This is a genomic window from Streptomyces sp. NPDC041970, from assembly GCF_055588985.1.
This window is the reverse complement of sequence record NZ_JBVJCD010000049.1, coordinates 1-16,603: the sequence shown is the minus strand read 5'-3', so window position 1 is coordinate 16,603 and position 16,603 is coordinate 1. Positions and strand designations below refer to the sequence as shown.

Below are 16,603 nucleotides of genomic sequence, written 5' to 3'. Positions count from 1 at the left end.
CCGGCTCCGCCCGTACGGCTCGCCGGGACACGGGGGAGGGGCCGGTGCGCACCGCTGTCGCGGCGGCGCACCGGCCCCTCACCGTCCCGTCCCGTCCGGCTACTCGGTCTTGATCGCGGTCAGCATGTTGAGCTTCGCGGCGCTGCGGGCGGGCCACATGGCGGCCAGGACGCCCACCAGCCCGGCGAGCGCGAGGAAGAGCGCGATCCGGTCCCACGGGATGACCAGGGCGTACTCGGGGATGTCGGCGGAGAGGGTCTGGCCGATCGCCCAGCCGATGAAGACCCCGAGGCCCACCCCGACCACCGCGCCGAAGAGCGAGATGACGACGGCCTCCAGACGGACCATCCGCTTGACGCGACGGCGGTCGAGGCCGATCGCGCGGAGCATCCCGATCTCCTGCTGCCGCTCGAACACCGACATCGCGAGGGTGTTGACGACCCCGAGGACCGCGATCAGCAGCGCCATGGCGAGCAGCGCGTACATGACGTTCATCGCCGTGTTCATGGGCCCGCCGAACGCGTCCCGGATGCCCTGCTGGTCCTTGATGCTCATCGCCGGGTTGTCGCCGAGCGCGTCCACGAGGGCCTGTTCGTTGGCCTCGCTCGCGCCGCCGTCCATCGTGACCCAGATGTCCTGGAGGTACGGGCGCGAGGAGGTTTCGTGGGCGTCCGCGAGCCGCTTCGACACCAGGATGTCCGAGAGGAACTCGTTCTGCTTGAACAGGGCGCCGATCGTCAGCTCGCCCTTCTTCTCGTCGTCGAACGTCACCGTCAGGGTGTCGCCGGCCTTCCAGCCGTTCAGCTCCGCGGTCTTGGAGCCGACCGCGATCTGGTCGTCCTTCAGCGCTCCGATCGAACCGGAGACGGGCTTGAGCGCGAACAGCTTGTCCATGTCGCCGAAGGAGACGCCGGACGTCGGGTGGAACTCCTCGCCGATCTTGAAGTAGCTCGACTGCTGCGGGGAGAGCGCGGTGACGCCGTCGGCCTTGGCCAGCGCGGTGAGCGCCGAGCCGTCGAGCGCGTCGCCGCTGGCCATCGAGACCATGTAGTCGGCCCTGATGTTGTTCGTGGTCGCCCTGTTGACGGCCTGGCCGAGGGTGACGCCGACCACCGAGATCCCGGTGACGAGCGTCAGGCCGATCGCCAGAGCGGAGGCGGTGGCTCCGGTGCGCCGGGGGTTGCGGACCGCGTTGCGCGAGGCCAGCTTCCCCGCGATGCCGAACACCTTCGACAGCAGCGGCCGGGTGAGGGCGATGACCGGGCGGGAGAACAGCGGGATGAGCACGATGACGCCGATCATGATCACGCCGGCGCCCGTCGCGATCATGTACTGGCCGGCCTCGCCGCCCGTCGCGGCGCCACCGAGGATCATCGCCGCGCCGAGCAGCGCGACCACCGCGCCGATGGAGTTCCGTACGACCAGGGACTTGACGGTGGCGGCGCTGTGCACGCTGCTCATCGCGGCGACGGGAGCGATCTTCGCGGTCCGGCGGGCGGGCAGCCAGGCGGCCAGCACGGTGATCAGGATGCCGACGGCGAAGGCGGAGCCGACCGCGACCGGCGAGATGATCAGCGGGCCCCCCGGGATCTTGCCGCCGAACCGGCCCATCACGGAGCGCAGCCCGATGGCGAGGCCGATGCCCAGGGCGAAGCCGATGACGGAGGCGAGCGTTCCGACGAGGGTGGCCTCGATCAGCACGGAGCGCTTGACCTGGCGGCGGGAGGCGCCGATGGCGCGCATCAGGGCCAGCTCACGGGTGCGCTGGGCGACCAGCATCGAGAAGGTGTTGGCGATGAGGAAGACGCCGACGAACAGGGCGATCCCCGCGAAGGACAGCAGCATGGCGTTGAGGCCCTTGACGCCGCTCTCGACCATCTCCGCCTGCTCGGCCGCGAGGACGCTGCCGGTCTGCGCGGTCGCGTCCTTGGGCAGCAGCGGCTTGACCGCGTCCAGGAGCTGCTGCTCGGAGGCGCCCGCCGCGGCGGTGATGACGACGTCCTGGAAGACGCCGGGCTTGAGGTAGAGCTTCTGGGCGGTGGCGGTGTCGAACAGCACCAGGCTGCCGCCCGCGTTGACCGCGCCGTCGTCGGTGGTGAACACACCGGCGAGGGTGTACTCCTTCACCGGGCCGTTCGTGGCGACCCGCACCGGTTCGCCCACGCGGTACTCACCGCGGTCCGCGGTCTCCTTGTCGAGCGCGACCTGGTCGTTCCTCGTCGGGCCCGTGCCCTCGACGAAGGCGTACTGCGGGTCCTCGCCCTCCTTGTCGGGGGAGAAGTTGGCGCCGGTGTTGGACCAGCCGTTGCCGATCAGCTTGCCGTCCGGGTCGGCGACCCCGGCGAAGCCGTGGATGCGGCCGGTGGCGGTGGCGACGCCGTCCAGCCCCTGGATCTTCTCCAGGGTGGCGTCGTCGATGCCGGCGGCGGCGTCGTCCTGGCCGGCGTACGTCGTCACGGCGACGGCGACGTCGTCGTAGCTCTTGGCCGACTGCTTGCGGAAGGCGTTGCCGAGGGTGTCGGTCAAGACGAGGGTGCCGGAGACGAACGCTACGCCGAGCATGACGGCGAGCACGGTCATCAGCAGCCTGGCCTTGTGCGCGAGCACATTGCGCAGGGCGGTACGGAACATGTCTGGGTGTCCTGGGTGAGGGTGCCGGAAGGGGGAGGGGAGCGGTGGCGCCGGGTGGGCGGCAGGCCCTAGCTGGTGCGGCCCTTCGCGTCGAACGCCTTCATCCGGTCCAGCACCCCGTCCGCGGTGGGGCGGATCATCTGGTCGACGACCACGCCGTCCGCGAGGAAGATCACCCGGTCCGCGTAGGAGGCGGCCACCGGGTCGTGCGTCACCATCACCACGGTCTGGCCCATCTCGCGCACCGAGTTGCGCAGGAAGCCGAGGACCTCGGCGCCGGAGCGGGAGTCCAGGTTCCCGGTCGGCTCGTCACCGAAGATGATCTCGGGCTGCGAGGCCAGGGCGCGGGCCACGGCGACGCGCTGCTGCTGACCGCCGGACAGCTCGGTCGGGCGGTGCTTCAGCCGGTCCGAGAGCCCGACCATGTCGATGACCTTCTGGAGCCACGCGGCGTCCGGCTTGCGGCCCGCGATGTCCATCGGAAGGGTGATGTTCTCCAGCGCGGTGAGCGTCGGCAGCAGGTTGAACGCCTGGAAGATGAAGCCGATCTTGTCCCGGCGGAGCTGGGTGAGCTGCTTGTCCTTCAGCGTGGACAGCTCCGTGTCCCCGATGCGCACCGAACCGCTGCTGAAGCTGTCGAGGCCGGCGACGCAGTGCATCAGCGTCGACTTGCCGGAGCCGGAGGGGCCCATGATCGCCGTGAACTCGCCCTGCGGGAAGTCCACGGTCACCCGGTCCAGGGCGACGACCTGCGTCTCCCCCTCGCCGTAGACCTTCGACAGCTCCGTGGCGCGGGCGGCCACCGCGGTGGCGCGGTGTGCGGTGAAGGTGGTGGTGGTCACTGGGGAGCTCCTGGTTCGGGTGATGCGGACGCACGCGGAGTGCCGGCACGGGCGTGGACGCCCTGCCTCGGGGACTACTCCATCGTCACGTCCCGCCCCCCGCCGGGGCGTCCGTCCCGATGCCCGTTCCCGAGGCCGCCTTGAGTCGGACCACGGAGGCGGTGGCATCCTCCTCCGGTATGACGCCGACCTCCGACCGGTGGACGGCGTCCTTCCGCGCACGCGGGGGGCGACGGTCGCGCCCGACGGGGCGGAGAGGCCCCGGCGGAACGGCCGGCGGGGGCCTTCGGAGCCTCACGGGGGCCGAGGGTGGCGGACGCCCTGGCGAGGCATGGCGGGCGCCTGGCGCGTTGGGCCGTACGGGTGCGGCGACTTTCCGTCAATCCCTTGCGGGGCCTCGCCTGACCAGGAGAGGGAGGGGGTGTGTGGTCAGCCCGGCAGGCTGTACTGATGGGCCCTCAAGCGGTCAATAAAATAAGACAACATCGCGCCACTGTTCCGCTGATCGGGGGACGCCCCCCGGATAGGGTCGGTAGCCAGACGCGGAGCCGCGCGGCACGCCCGGATGGTGGAACGCAGACACGGCGAGCTTAAACCTCGCTGCCCCTCGGGGGCGTGCCGGTTCGAGTCCGGCTCCGGGCACTTCTCCTGTTGCGCGCGCTGACCGGGGGTGAGGGTCCGTTCGTGCCTGGGATGTGTGTCACCACAGGAACCCCGGCACTCGCGTGCGCGGTCGGGGCGCCGTGAAGGGACCCGGTCAGCGGTGGCCGCCCGGCTGGACCGAGGGGGCGGAATGCATCGCTCCGGAGGTCGTCGGCGCGTCGTGGTTCCCGCTGAAGGCGTACGCGCTGCGATCGAGAACCGGACCTGCAGCGCGGTCCCTTACTGAGACGCCGCCGAGGAGAAGCTGCCCCGTACGCACGTCCTGCCCTTCTTCACCCGCTCCGTGATCCGCAGCGCGGAGCACTTCCCGAGAGCCACGTTCGGGGGTGCGGGGAAGAGACCCCCTACCCCCGAGGCGGCAGTCCAAGGGGCCCATCTCCGACATCACCGCCGGGACCAGCTTTTCCAGCGCCACGGGGTCGCCGCCGTGGCGATTGCTCCGACGACCGTGACGATCACGACGATGGCCCAGGTGAAGAGGTCCGTGATCGAACTGGAGGTCCAGTCCCACCATGCCTGGGGGTACCAGATCACGAGGAACGCTGAGGCCAAGGGGAGGGCCCAACTGAGCTGTGGTCCGAGCACCCGGACCGACAGCAGCGCTAGACCGAACCAGAGCAGGAGCGAGCGGACGAAGACCGCTCCGGCCTCCACGTCCACGGCTAGCGTCTCGATGCAGAAGGAGAAGGCGCAGACGATCAGCACCAGACCGATGCAGTACTTGCGTCGGTACCGGTGCATCGCTGACGCACCCATCTCTTCGTGCGTCGACATGGCACCGCTGAGCGCTGCTGTGAGGAAGACGGCCGACAGCACGGGGAGCTCGCGCCGAAAGGGCACGCCGGTGGTGACTCCTCCGCTGCCGATGGAGGGCAACGCGATGTGGACACCGCCGAAGAGTGCCGACAGGAGGGCGACAACTCCCGTCCCGGCGAGGACGGCTACGGCCCGGTGGACTCGCGCATAACGGAAAAGGTCAGTCCGAATCATCAGGCTTGCACCAGGAGGGGTCTCGGAGGATGTGGTCGCGTTCCCGTTCCAGCCATTTCCTCTGCTCGGGCTCAGGCGCCTGGGAGATGCGGGAGGCCACACGCTGGGCCGAGGAGACACCTTCCATGTGCAGTCCTTCGTCCGCGGTGGCCGGGTCTTGACCCATGGAGCGGTACTCAAGCCAGAGATGGATGTTGTCCCTGGCTTGCCAAGCCCGCTTCTCCTCGTGTGGAACGAAGCATCGTCCCAGTGACTCGGTGATCACCTGGTCGGCCATGGCGATCGCGGCAGTGCGCACATGTCCCTCAGCGATATCGAAGCCTCTTTCACCCATATCGCTCCGCTGCAGTCCGAACTGATGGAACGTGTGCGGCGCCTTCAGCCAGGGTTGGGGACGGTCCAAGCGCTGAGCCATGCGGATCAGTTCCGGCAGGTACTTGCGGTGCTCGGGCCATACGCACACACGTGGGCTGTTGCCCTCGGCGCGCTGGCACACCGGTTCTGCCGCCGTCGCGGGGCGGTCGACGCGCATTTCACCGGCGAGAGGGATGGCAACCAGTGCCAGCAGAGAAAGGACGACTGATCCAGTGGCTACACCGCGGATATGCCAGGGCGTCCGGTGCCCCGGCATATCGCGCTCGGCGCTCCTGGGCAGCCGCGGAGCCGTCACTGCCAGCGCGGCAAGAGCGAGTGCGAACAGTAGTCTCAGGATGATGGGCGACAACCGGAGATGCTGGTCCGGGGGCCCTGCCAGGACGTTCAGCTTGAAAGGCAGCGCCAGCATAGTGATGAAGCAGCCAAGTGCGCAGGCGGCCGGGGTGAATGCGGCGGCAGGCCACCAGCGGCCGGCCAAGTGGCCCACGGACGCGAAGATCATCAAGGTCGCGGCACCGAGCAGAAGGTAGGACGGCCACAGGAAGCCAGGGCCCGCTTCGCCGAAGGAGACGGCTGCGGCAGTCAAGCATCCGATCGCATACGCCACGAACCCGAGGGTGAGGGTCGCGGCCAACCGCGCAGCTTCGATGCGCCAGGCCGGTCGGGCTGCCGCGAGCACGGTTTCAGGCATTCCCGCGCGGGAAGAACGCCCCGCTTGCCAGGCCGATACACCAGCCAGGACAGGTCCGAGGAAAAGCGTGACGACTTGGGCTGCCGCGCTGGCCTCGGGCCACACTCCGATCCAGTGCCGGGACCGGCCGAAGAGGACCACCAGGTCGACGGCGATCATCACCGGCAACACCGTCAGAAGTGGTGAGCGGCGCAGTTCGATGCGGTACGCAGTCACGTTGCGTTCCCCTCGCTCGACCGCTGACCGCTCAGCACCGTCATGTAGCCGCGCTCCAGGGCGCTGTCGCCGGGCGCGGCGACGGAGGCCGCTTCCGCTAGCTGCTGAGGTGTACTGCTGTGGCAGACCCGGCCGTTGCTCAGAATGAGGACCGTGTCGCAGGCGGCGCCCACGTCTTCGACCAGGTGGGTGCTGAGGACTACGGCGCTTCCCTCGCGTGCGAGCGAGCGGATGAGCTCGCGGAAGTCGAGGCGTTGCGCCGGGTCGAGACCGACGGTCGGCTCGTCCAGCAACAGCAGGGGAGGGGAGCCGACGATGGCAGCAGCGATGCCTGCCCGGCGGAGCATTCCGCCGGACAGGGACTTCATACGGTCTTGGGCCCGATCGGCCAGGCCGACAGCTCCCAACGCGTCCCTGGACATGATGCCGGCCTTCTTGGAAGGGACCTCGCGCAACCAAGCGCAGTATCGGACGAAATCTTCTATCGAAAAGGTCGGATAATATCCGAAGTCCTGTGGAAGGTAGCCGATACTGCGGCGGGCTTTCCGTGCCTGTCGTTCGCCGCTGATGAGCTCGCCGAACAGTTCTAGCTGCCCGCTCTGCGGCGGCGCGATCGTGGCCAGGGTGCGAAAAAGGGTGGTCTTTCCCGCCCCGTTAGGCCCAAGCAGGCCGGTGACGCCAGGCTGGATGGAAAGGTCGAGACTTTCGATAACGCTTCGCCCGCCGTACCCTTGCGAAAGGGATGCCAATCGGGCGAAAGGAGCCATCATCATTGATGCATTTCTCCAAAAGCGGGGCGGGCTCGCCGTGATGGCGAGCCCGCCGTGATGCCGTCGCTGCGGCCATTGAACTAGACGTCTGCGGTGGTCCTGTTGATCTTGAATGTGCACTCGTCGGAGTCGTGCTTGCCCGTATAGCCGTAGGACAGACTGTCGAGGTGCCGTATATCGACCTCGACGTTGCAGTCGTAGCCTGTGCTGTGCGGGAGATGGGTTAATTCGTGATCCCCCTGGGATTTTGAGGGCTGGATGCGGGGGTGTAATCCTCGATGCCCCGGCTGGGATCGTAGCGGAAGTTGGCCGCGAGTAAGCGGGAATCGCCATCGTCCCGTATGGCGCTTGATGGAATTAGTGGCGGCGACAGGCGGCTTGAACGCTCCGCGTCCGTTATGTCCAGATGAATTCTGGATATATTTGCGACTGTTGGCGACGAAACGCGCCATTTTTGGCCGTCGGCCCAGATCGGCTTGGACGCTCGACTTGTGCAATGGGGCAGTTCTCTGCGCAATGCGCCGGATCACCGGCCTCTATCCCGGCGAGGCCAAGATCGACGCGAAGGGCGCCACCGTCATCGCGGACGCGGGCCGCACCGTGCCCGCACACCCTGCGGTCCCTGGAGCTGGCCGACGACCGAAGAGCCCCGCGGCGGAACGCACACCCGAGCCCTCCTCCGCCTCGCCCGCCAACGCGTCAGCGTCCTGTTCGCCATGCTCCGCGACAGGACATGCACAAGCCGAGAAGCCCTCGAACCACTTGGCGAAGGACATGGAGCCACCCCCCTCCCGCACGCCAACGAGCGGGCCCGAAGCCTGCGGGGCCTGCGGGCGGGGCGTTGTCAGAGGGTGGGGCTACAGTCCCGACACATCGACGGCACGTCCCATGATCGTCAGGAGCACCGCACATGGAAGCCACCTTCGCCGACTTCTCGATATCCCCGCCGCTGTGCCGCAACGCCCAGGTGCGGGCCGAGGGGGAGTACGTCGGCGGGGACCACCTCAAGCTGGCCGCGGGCGGCGGCGTCACGGTGGACTTCGCGGTGGGGCCGGCCGACCCGGTCGCCGACCTGACGTTCACGGTGACGGCGCTGGCCTCCATGGCGGGCCGTTCGCCCGGCTTCGCCCCGATGGACATCGAGGTCAACGGCCGGCCCCTGGTCGAGTCCCAGACCATTCCCGGAGACGGCGGACTGCCCCGGACCATGGAGTTCGCGCTCCCCGGCGGCCTGCTGCGACCGGGGACCAACACCGTGACGGTACGCAGCTCTCCCAACGCCACCACCATGCTCTGGCTCTACCGCCTCAGCCTCGACCCGGTCGGCGAGCAGGGCCGGTCGGAGCGGGCGCGGGGCGCCGAGGCCGCCGAGCGCGCCGTCTTCACCTTCCGTACGGAGCGCCGCGCCGCCGGGGCGCCCGGCTGGACGCCCGCCGGGCTGCTGCGCCTGTACGTCGAGCGCGGCGAGCGCTCCCTGCCCGCGCAGGTCTCCTGGCGCAGCGTCGACGGGGCGGAGGGGACGGCCAGCTTCCAGTCCGCGATGACCGACTTCCTCGGCCACCACCGGGACGCGGACGGCGGGATCGCCGAGTTCCGGGGCCGGCTCGAGGAGCGCTGGGCCTTCCCCCTGGGCACCCGCTACGCGCCCCTGCACCACTTCAGGACCGAGGAGGGCTGGGGCGGCGGCTGGCACGACTCCGGCGACCTGCGCGTCCTGGTGGACCACGGCGGGGTCGCCCTGGAGCGCGTCACCTGGCGCGACCAGCGCACCAACGGCGGCTCGATCTGCCTCCACCCCGACGGCTCCGGCTTCGTCGGCATCTACCAGCGCGTCGACGAGGGCCCGATCGGCTACCGGGGGACCGCCGTACCCGGCGAGCGGCAGGGGCCGGAGGCCCCGGAACCGGCGGGGGTCGACGAGGCCCCGGATCCGGCGGAGGCCAGCGAGGCTCCGGAACCGGCGAAGGCCGAGGAGGCCAAGGAGGCCAACGAGGCCAACCAGGCCAAGGAGGCCCCCGGACCGGCGGGCCACCGGCCTTCCGCAGGGCGCGGCTCGCTGGACGAGGAGCTGCGGCGGACGGGCCGCCACCTGGAGCGCGTCGCCGCCGAGGCGCTCGGCGGGTTCAACGACTGGCTCCGGACCCGCTGACCGCCCGCGCCGCGCACCGGGCCCGGTGCCGGGCCCCCGCCCGCCCGGAAACGCGAGGTCGCGTGTACACCGTCAGGCCCCCGCAAAGATCCTCCCCTGGCACGGGGGTGATTCTTTTGCCTACCCATTACTCTTGTGGCAAGGCCACGCAGTGTGGCCATGGAGGAGTGAGATGAGGAGCAGCAACCCGGTCTTCTCGCGACGGGGGTTCAGCCGCGACAACGGCCACGCGGGCTTCAACGCGGCGCCGCAGGCCGGGGCCGCCGCGGCGGGAGCCAACCCGTACGCGCAGGGCGCCGCCGCCAACCCGTACGCCACCAACCCCTACGCACAGCAGGACGCCCAGTACGGCGCCCCGCAGGCGCCCGCGCGTTCCGACGCGATGACCATCGACGACGTGGTGACGCGTACGGCGATGACGCTGGGCACCGTGATCGTCGCCGCCGCCGTCGCCTGGTGGGCCCTGCCGGTCGACGAGTCCAACCTCAGCACCGCCTACGGCGTGGCCATCGGCGCCGCGCTCATCGGCTTCGTGCTGTCGCTGGTGAACTCGTTCAAGCGCCGGCCGTCGCCGCCGCTGATCCTGACGTACGCGGCGTTCGAGGGCGTCTTCCTCGGCATCGTCAGCAACATCGTCAGCGTGTACGTCGCCCCCGGCGCCGCGATGCAGGCGGTGCTCGGCACGATGGCGGTCTTCGCCGGCGTGCTGATCGCCTACCGCACCGGGCTGATCCGGGTCACCCGCCGCTTCTACGGCTTCGTGATGGCGGCCGCCATCGGCTTCATGCTGCTGATGACGGTCAACCTCCTGTTCGCCGTGTTCGGCGGCGGTGACGGCCTCGGCTTCCGCAGCGGCGCCCTCGGCATCGTCTTCGGCATCGTGGCCATCGTGATCGGCGCGTGCATCCTCGCCCTCAACTTCAAGCAGGTCGAGGACGGCATCGCGTTCGGCGCCCCGCGCGAGGAGGCCTGGCTGGCGGCCTTCGGCCTCACCGTGACCCTGGTGTGGATCTACATCGAGATGCTGCGCCTGGTCGCGATCCTCAGCGGCGACGACTGATCGCGCGACCACCCGCACCACCCGTGGCACCGGAACGGGCCGCAGGCATCGCGCCTGCGGGCCGTTCCGCGTACCGGCCCCCGAGGCGTCCGGCCCGAGCGGGCGGCCGCTGGCGACGGCGCCGGGCGGGCGCGTAGGGTCCAGGAGTGCTTGATACGACCCCCCTCATCCAGGCCGTGGACCGCTTCGCGGACCGGCTGCGTTCGGCCCCGCAGAGCCGTCTGCAACGCGGTGCGGCCGCCGAGGCGCTGGCGGCGGCGCGGGAGCTGGCCCTGCGGGCCCAGCGCCTGGAGAGCCCGGAGGCCCGGCCGAGGGAGCTGCCGGACGCCGGGGTGTTCGCGGTGGGCGACCAGCTCGCCGTGGTCGGGCGGGACCTGGCCGTGGCACTGGAAACGGCCCCGTCCCAGGAGCTGGACGAGGCCGTGCGCTACGTCGAGGAGGCGGCGGCGCGGGCGTTCGCGTGAGCGGCCCGCGCCCGGAGGCGGGCGGTCCGGTCAGAACGAGGCGATGACGCGGTCAGCGAGGATGTAGACGTTCTCCTCGCCGCAGGAGAACGTCAGGGCGTAGGCACCGGAGACCCCCGACCCGCCCAGCAGGACCGGCTGCCGGCCCGCCCGCAGCGCCTCCGCGAGCTGCTCGGCCGTCTCGCGGTGGCCGGGCGTCATACAGAGCGTGGTGCCGTCGGCGAAGACGTACACGTCGAGCGTGCCGAGCGGTCCGGGGCGCACGTCGGTCAGCTCGGTCGCCAGGTCGGCCAGCTCCTCCAGCCGGCTCACCGTGCGGTCGTGGTCGGTGACCACCGGCGTCTGCACGGGGACGAAGTCCGGGTGCGAGGGGTGGCGGCGGCGGGCGGCCGCCAGCTCGGGGGAGTCCTCCGAGAACTCCGGCAGCTCCGTCACCTCGCCGGCCTCGTGCTCCGCCAGGGCGCGGTCGCCCAGCTCCGCCAGCTCCTCCATCGCCTCGGCCGCTTCGAGGTCCAGCGGCTCCATGCCGGTGAAGTCGGGCTGCCGGGGCAGGAAGTACGCGGCGTCCTCGCCGAGGCCGGACAGCCCGCCCAGCAGGGACGGGGCGTCGGCGGCGTCACGGGCCTCCTGGGCGGCCCAGAACGCCCGCGCCTCGGCCAGCTCCCGCTCCCGCTCCTCGGCGAGCGCCTCGGCGACGGCCGCGCGTATCTCCTCCGGGGCAGTGGCGCCACCACGGCTCTGCGACGGTACGGCCGCACCGAGGGCGCGCCCCTCGGCCAGCTCGGCGCGCAGCCCGGTGACCTGCTTGCGCAGCCCGTGAGCGGCGTGCAGGGCGGCGGCACCGACGGCCGTGGCAGCGGCGGTGGTCAGCAACAAGGCAAGTGACATGGCGCTCACTGACATACTCCCGGTTTCTATCGATACCCCGACTTCCTACATCAGCTTGGCCGGTACCGGTACGGGCTGTCAGTGCATTACGTCACGAAACGGACAGGTCTTTCGGCCCGGCGGGATGCTTCGTACCGGCGTGACCTGGGGAAACGGGACTCCCCCAGGACGCAGATCACATCCTGGGGGAGATTCGGTCACGGTCGGGGCTCAGCGGGATTCGCGCCCCGCGCCCCGCGGGAGGAGGCCGGGTCAGCTCAGCCGCTCGTGCTGATGGTCGCGCTGGGCCTCGCCTGCGCTGCGGGCAGGTGCCGTCCTCGTACCTCGGACGACCCCTCCCCTCCGCTCCGGCTCAGCTCAGCCGCTCGATCACCATCGCCATGCCCTGGCCGCCGCCCACGCACATCGTCTCCAGGCCGAACTGCTTGTCGTGGAACTGCAGGCTGTTGATCAGCGTGCCCGTGATGCGGGCGCCGGTCATGCCGAAGGGGTGGCCGACCGCGATCGCGCCGCCGTTGACGTTGACCTTCTCCAGCGGCAGGCCGAGGTCCCGGTAGGACGGGATGACCTGGGCGGCGAACGCCTCGTTGATCTCGGCGAGGTCGATGTCGTCGATCGTCAGGCCGGCCCGCTTCAGCGCCTGCTTGCTGGCCTCGACCGGGCCGTAGCCCATGATCTCGGGCGAGAGGCCGGAGACGCCGGTGGAGACGATCCGGGCCAGCGGAGTCAGGCCCAGCTCGCGCGCCTTGGCGTCGGACATGATCACCAGGGCCGCCGCGCCGTCGTTGAGCGGGCAGCAGTTGGCCGCGGTGACCAGGCCGTCGGGGCGGAAGACCGGCTTCAGGCCCTGCACGCCCTCCAGTGTCACGCCCGCGCGCGGGCCGTCGTCCTTCGAGACCACCGTGCCGTCCGGCGTGGTGACGGGGGTGATCTCCCGCTCCCAGAACCCGTTCTTCAGGGCCTCCTCGGCGAGGTTCTGCGACCGTACGCCGAACTCGTCCATCTCCGCGCGGGTGACGCCCTTGAGCCGGGCCAGGTTCTCCGCCGTCTGCCCCATCGCGATGTACGCGTCCGGGACGAGGCCGTCCTCGCGCGGGTCGTGCCAGCTCGCGCCGGACTCCTCGGCCCTGGCGGCGGTCCGGGCCTCGGCCTCGGCGAACAGCGGGTTGTGCGTGTCCGGGAGGCTGTCGGAGTTGCCCTTGACGAAGCGGGAGACCATCTCGACGCCCGCGGAGATGAAGACGTCGCCCTCGCCCGCCTTGATCGCGTGCAGCGCCATCCGGCTGGTCTGGAGCGACGAGGAGCAGTAGCGGGTGACCGTACAGCCGGGAAGGTGGTCCATCCCCATCTGCACGGCGATGACGCGGCCCAGGTTGTTGCCCTGCTCGCCCCCGGGCAGACCGCAGCCGAGCATCAGGTCGTCGATGTCCCTCGGGTCCAGCTCGGGGACCTTGGCCAGCGCGGTCTGGATGATCGTGGCGGTCAGGTCGTCCGCGCGCAGATCCTTCAGGGACCCCTTGAAGGCGCGGCCGATCGGCGAACGGGCTGCGGAGACGATCACGGCTTCGGGCATCACGCGGCTCCATGGGAACGGGAGGGCTGTGTGGACAGGCGGAACTCCCTGGGAAGTTACCCGTACGTACCGTCGAGGTCACCCGGCAGGCCGTGTGATGCCGGACTCTTTTCTAAGCGCCCGCTCAGCTCGTACCTGTGCGCTCCCGCTCACCCCGGCCTGGCGGCGGCGCCCCGTGCCGCCTCCGTCCGTGCGACCGGCTCAGCCCGGCCTGACCGTGTGCTCCCGTGCAGGCCTCGTCCTGACCGTGCGCTCCCGCGCGACCCGTCCCGTCCGGGCGGCCCGCACAGCCCGGCCTGACGGCGCCGTCCCGCCCGTTGCGTCCCGGTCGGACGGCCGGTCCGCCCCGTCCCGCCGCGTCACGGCCGGTGGGCGGCGTCCGGGTCCGGGGCGGGCTCGGTGGCGGCGGGCAGGCGCCGCCGCCTGCGGTGCTTGAGCAGCGCCCAGGGCGCGCGGGCCCCCGTCACCTCCGTACCGGCCTCGTGGGCCGCCTGGGACGCGGCCTTCGCCACCGGCAGGATGTCCTCGCGGCGCGCGCCGTCCACCCGGTCGGACTCCGGCCACAGGCCCAGCGCCGCGCAGAGCGTGGGCAGGACCGCCATGGCCGCCGTGGCGTACCCCTCGATGGAGGGGTGGTAGTTGTCCGGGCCGAACAGTTCGCGCGGGTTCGCGGCGAACTCCGGGCCCAGCAGGTCGCCCAGCGACACCGTGCGCCCGCCCTGCTCCACCGTGCCGATGGTCTGCGCGGCCGCCAGCTGCCGGCTCACCCGCCGGGCCAGCCAGCGCAGCGGTTGGTAGACCGGCTCGATGGTGCCCAGGTCCGGGCAGGTCCCGACGACCACCTCCGCCCCGGCCGTCCGCAGCCTGCGCACCGCCGCCGTCAGGCAGCGCACCGACTGGGTGGCGGGCATCCGGTGGGTGACGTCGTTCGCCCCGATCATGATCACGCAGACGTCCGGGATCCGGGCCGGGTCCGCGAGCAGCACGGAGACCTGCCGGTCCAGATCGTCCGACCGGGCCCCCGGCAGGGCCACGTTGCGCAGGTCCACCGGCCGTTCCGCGACCGCCGCGAGCCCCGAGGCGAGCAGCGCCCCCGGTGTGTGCCCGGCCCGCCGCACCCCCTGGCCGGCGGCCGTGGAGTCCCCGAGGAGCGCGAGCCGCAGCGGCTCGGCCGGCCCGGTGAACGCCACGCCGTACCGCCCGTCCGCGCTCGGCGGGACCGGGGCCGTGCCGCCGCCCACCTGCCTCTTCGCGAGCTGGACCTCCGCCAGGAACACGCCCACGGCCGCCGCGCCGATCAGCCCGATGCCGCCCCCGCCGTAGGCCGCGCCCGCCGCGATCCGCCGTGCCACCCTCGCCGTCGACACCGTCCGGTCCACCTCTTCCTCGCCGTACAGCCCTACCCGTACCTACCTGCCCCGTGCGGGGCGCCGCGTACTCCTTCGGATACGCAGCGTCCCGTACGCGGAGCCCGTCCGGTACGCATACTCTGGGCCGGACCATCTCGGAGATCCCGGAGTACACGGTGCAATTCCACGATTCGATGATCAGTCTTGTCGGCAACACCCCGCTGGTGCGGCTGCACAGCGTCACAGCAGGCATCCGGGCGACCGTCCTCGCCAAGGTCGAGTACTTCAATCCGGGCGGGTCGGTGAAGGACCGCATCGCGCTGCGCATGATCGAGGCGGCCGAGCAGAGCGGGGCGCTGAAGCCCGGCGGCACGATCGTCGAGCCGACCAGCGGCAACACGGGCGTCGGCCTCGCCATCGTCGCCCAGCAGAAGGGCTACAAGTGCATCTTCGTCTGCCCTGACAAGGTGTCCACGGACAAGATCAACGTGCTGCGCGCGTACGGGGCCGAGGTCGTCGTCTGCCCCACGGCCGTCGACCCCGAGCACCCGGACTCGTACTACAACGTCTCCGACCGGCTGGTCACCGAGACGCCCGGCGCCTGGAAGCCGGACCAGTACTCCAATCCGAACAACCCGCGCTCGCACTACGAGACCACCGGTCCCGAGCTGTGGGAGCAGACGGAGGGGAAGATCACCCACTTCGTCGCGGGCGTCGGCACCGGCGGCACGATCAGCGGGACCGGGCGCTACCTCAAGGAGGTCAGCGGCGGCGCCGTCCAGGTCATCGGCGCGGACCCGGAGGGCTCGGTCTACTCCGGCGGCTCCGGCCGCCCGTACCTGGTCGAGGGCGTCGGCGAGGACTTCTGGCCGAGCGCGTACGACCGGTCCGTCTCCGACGAGATCGTCGCGGTGTCCGACAAGGACTCCTTCCAGATGACGCGCCGGCTCGCCAAGGAGGAGGGGCTGCTCGTCGGCGGCTCCTGCGGGATGGCGGTCGTCGGGGCCCTGGAGGTCGCCAAGCGGCTCGGCCCCGAGGACGTCGTGGTGGTGCTGCTGCCCGACAGCGGGCGCGGCTACCTGAGCAAGATCTTCAACGACGAGTGGATGGCCGACTACGGCTTCCTGGAGGACTCCGGCACGTCGGCCCGGGTCGGCGCGGTCCTGGACTTCAAGGAGGGCCCGATGCCCTCGCTCGTCCACATGCACCCGGAGGAGACGGTCGGGGAGGCCATCGAGGTGCTCCGCGAGTACGGCGTCTCCCAGATGCCGATCGTGAAGCCGGGCGCCGGGCACCCCGACGTGATGGCCGCCGAGGTCATCGGCTCCGTCGTGGAGCGGGAGCTGCTGGACGCGCTGTTCACCCAGCGCGCCTCGCTGGGCGACCCGCTGGAGAAGCACATGTCGGCCCCGCTGCCCCAGGTCGGCTCCGGCGAACCGGTCGAGGACCTGATGGCCGCGCTCAGCGGGGCCGAGGGCGCGGACGCGGCGATCGTGCTGGTCGAGGGCAAGCCCAAGGGCGTCGTGAGCCGGCAGGACCTGCTGGCCTTCCTCGCCCGTGACGCGGGCGGCGCGAAGGGCTGAGGAGCCCTCGCGGCTTCGCACAATCGGAACGAGCGCGTCACGTCCGCGCAGCACCCTCTTAACACGGCTCCGGCAGATTGACGGGTGTCGGCGGGGCGGACCCGCCGGCACCCGAAACGGCGACACGGACTACGGAGCGGCTCCCGGACCTCCGCCGTCGCCCGGACGCGGCTCCCGGCCCTGACCCGGCCCGCGTCCCTCGCGGGGACCGCCGTCGTCCCGCCCCCCGGTCCGCCGGGGGTGCGGCGGCCCCGCGATATGCGTCGCCGGGGGGGGGGGGGGGGGGGGGGGGGGGGGGGGGGGGGGGGGGGGGGGGGGGGGGGGGGGGGGGGGGGGGGGGGGGGGGGGGGGGGGGGGGG

At 71.2% G+C, this 16,603-nt stretch carries 12 protein-coding genes, 1 tRNA gene and 1 pseudogene; 6 read left to right on the top strand and 8 right to left on the bottom strand.

Going from position 1 to position 16,603, the window contains the following annotated elements; translation table 11 throughout:
- Positions 1-99: 99 nt before the first annotated feature.
- Positions 100-2,631 (bottom strand): ABC transporter permease, encoded by a 2,532-nt coding sequence (locus ACZ6EJ_RS21575; protein ID WP_469269218.1) that lies wholly within the window; start codon positions 2,629-2,631, stop codon positions 100-102.
- Between the two features lie 68 nt (positions 2,632-2,699).
- Positions 2,700-3,473 (bottom strand): ABC transporter ATP-binding protein, encoded by a 774-nt coding sequence (locus ACZ6EJ_RS21570; RefSeq protein ID WP_469269216.1) that lies wholly within the window; start codon positions 3,471-3,473, stop codon positions 2,700-2,702.
- A 559-nt stretch (positions 3,474-4,032) separates the two neighbouring features.
- Here ACZ6EJ_RS21570 and ACZ6EJ_RS21565 point away from each other — a divergent pair.
- Positions 4,033-4,115, top strand: a tRNA-Leu gene (locus ACZ6EJ_RS21565).
- Between the two features lie 405 nt (positions 4,116-4,520).
- On the opposite strand, the gene ACZ6EJ_RS21560 is transcribed toward ACZ6EJ_RS21565, so the two are convergent.
- From ACZ6EJ_RS21560 to ACZ6EJ_RS21550, 3 genes are all read right to left on the bottom strand, one after another.
- Entirely contained in the window at positions 4,521-4,976 is a 456-nt protein-coding gene (locus tag ACZ6EJ_RS21560) for a hypothetical protein (RefSeq protein ID WP_469269215.1), read from the bottom strand.
- A gap of 136 nt (positions 4,977-5,112) precedes the next feature.
- On the bottom strand, positions 5,113-6,408 hold the full coding sequence (locus ACZ6EJ_RS21555) for a DUF7224 domain-containing protein (protein ID WP_469269213.1): 1,296 nt from the start codon (positions 6,406-6,408) through the stop codon (positions 5,113-5,115).
- The gene (locus tag ACZ6EJ_RS21550) at positions 6,405-7,181 is read right to left on the bottom strand and encodes an ATP-binding cassette domain-containing protein (RefSeq protein ID WP_469269211.1); all 777 of its coding nucleotides are present in this window, start codon (positions 7,179-7,181) and stop codon (positions 6,405-6,407) included. The genes ACZ6EJ_RS21555 and ACZ6EJ_RS21550 overlap by 4 nt, the downstream gene beginning before the upstream one ends.
- Positions 7,182-7,691: 510 nt before the next feature.
- Between ACZ6EJ_RS21550 and ACZ6EJ_RS21545 the strand changes: the two are divergent.
- From ACZ6EJ_RS21545 to ACZ6EJ_RS21530, 4 genes and pseudogenes are all read left to right on the top strand, one after another.
- Positions 7,692-7,818, top strand: a pseudogene (locus ACZ6EJ_RS21545) (IS110 family transposase); the annotation flags it as partial.
- A 270-nt stretch (positions 7,819-8,088) separates the two neighbouring features.
- Positions 8,089-9,327, top strand: a complete 1,239-nt coding sequence (locus tag ACZ6EJ_RS21540; RefSeq protein WP_469269210.1) for a hypothetical protein — start codon at positions 8,089-8,091, stop codon at positions 9,325-9,327.
- Positions 9,328-9,499: 172 nt separating this feature from the next.
- On the top strand, positions 9,500-10,387 hold the full coding sequence (locus tag ACZ6EJ_RS21535) for a Bax inhibitor-1/YccA family protein (protein ID WP_469269208.1): 888 nt from the start codon (positions 9,500-9,502) through the stop codon (positions 10,385-10,387).
- A gap of 146 nt (positions 10,388-10,533) precedes the next feature.
- Positions 10,534-10,851, top strand: a complete 318-nt coding sequence (locus ACZ6EJ_RS21530; protein ID WP_469269206.1) for a hypothetical protein — start codon at positions 10,534-10,536, stop codon at positions 10,849-10,851.
- Between the two features lie 30 nt (positions 10,852-10,881).
- Here ACZ6EJ_RS21530 and ACZ6EJ_RS21525 read toward each other — a convergent pair whose 3' ends face one another.
- From ACZ6EJ_RS21525 to ACZ6EJ_RS21515, 3 genes are all read right to left on the bottom strand, one after another.
- Positions 10,882-11,739, bottom strand: a complete 858-nt coding sequence (locus ACZ6EJ_RS21525; RefSeq protein WP_469269204.1) for a hypothetical protein — start codon at positions 11,737-11,739, stop codon at positions 10,882-10,884.
- 352 nt (positions 11,740-12,091) lie between these two features.
- Positions 12,092-13,312: an acetyl-CoA C-acetyltransferase gene (locus tag ACZ6EJ_RS21520; protein ID WP_469269202.1), complete on the bottom strand. Its 1,221-nt coding sequence runs from the start codon at positions 13,310-13,312 to the stop codon at positions 12,092-12,094.
- Between the two features lie 359 nt (positions 13,313-13,671).
- Positions 13,672-14,664, bottom strand: coding sequence for an SGNH/GDSL hydrolase family protein (locus tag ACZ6EJ_RS21515; protein WP_469269254.1), 993 nt, complete (start codon positions 14,662-14,664; stop codon positions 13,672-13,674).
- Positions 14,665-14,837: 173 nt separating this feature from the next.
- Between ACZ6EJ_RS21515 and ACZ6EJ_RS21510 the strand changes: the two genes are divergently transcribed.
- Positions 14,838-16,244 carry a cystathionine beta-synthase gene (locus tag ACZ6EJ_RS21510; RefSeq protein ID WP_469269201.1) on the top strand — a complete coding sequence of 469 codons (1,407 nt, stop codon included), beginning with the start codon at positions 14,838-14,840 and terminating at the stop codon, positions 16,242-16,244.
- Positions 16,245-16,603 lie beyond the last annotated feature (359 nt).

Bases quoted from the DNA above. Each gene is read 5' to 3' on its own strand.
- ACZ6EJ_RS21535 (WP_469269208.1), top strand. From the start codon at position 9,500: ATGAGGAGCAGCAACCCGGTCTTCTCGCGACGGGGGTTCAGCCGCGAC.
- ACZ6EJ_RS21525 (WP_469269204.1), bottom strand. From the start codon at position 11,739: ATGTCACTTGCCTTGTTGCTGACCACCGCCGCTGCCACGGCCGTCGGT.
- ACZ6EJ_RS21540 (WP_469269210.1), top strand. From the start codon at position 8,089: ATGGAAGCCACCTTCGCCGACTTCTCGATATCCCCGCCGCTGTGCCGC.
- ACZ6EJ_RS21550 (WP_469269211.1), bottom strand. From the start codon at position 7,181: ATGATGATGGCTCCTTTCGCCCGATTGGCATCCCTTTCGCAAGGGTAC.
- ACZ6EJ_RS21575 (WP_469269218.1), bottom strand. From the start codon at position 2,631: ATGTTCCGTACCGCCCTGCGCAATGTGCTCGCGCACAAGGCCAGGCTG.
- ACZ6EJ_RS21520 (WP_469269202.1), bottom strand. From the start codon at position 13,312: ATGCCCGAAGCCGTGATCGTCTCCGCAGCCCGTTCGCCGATCGGCCGC.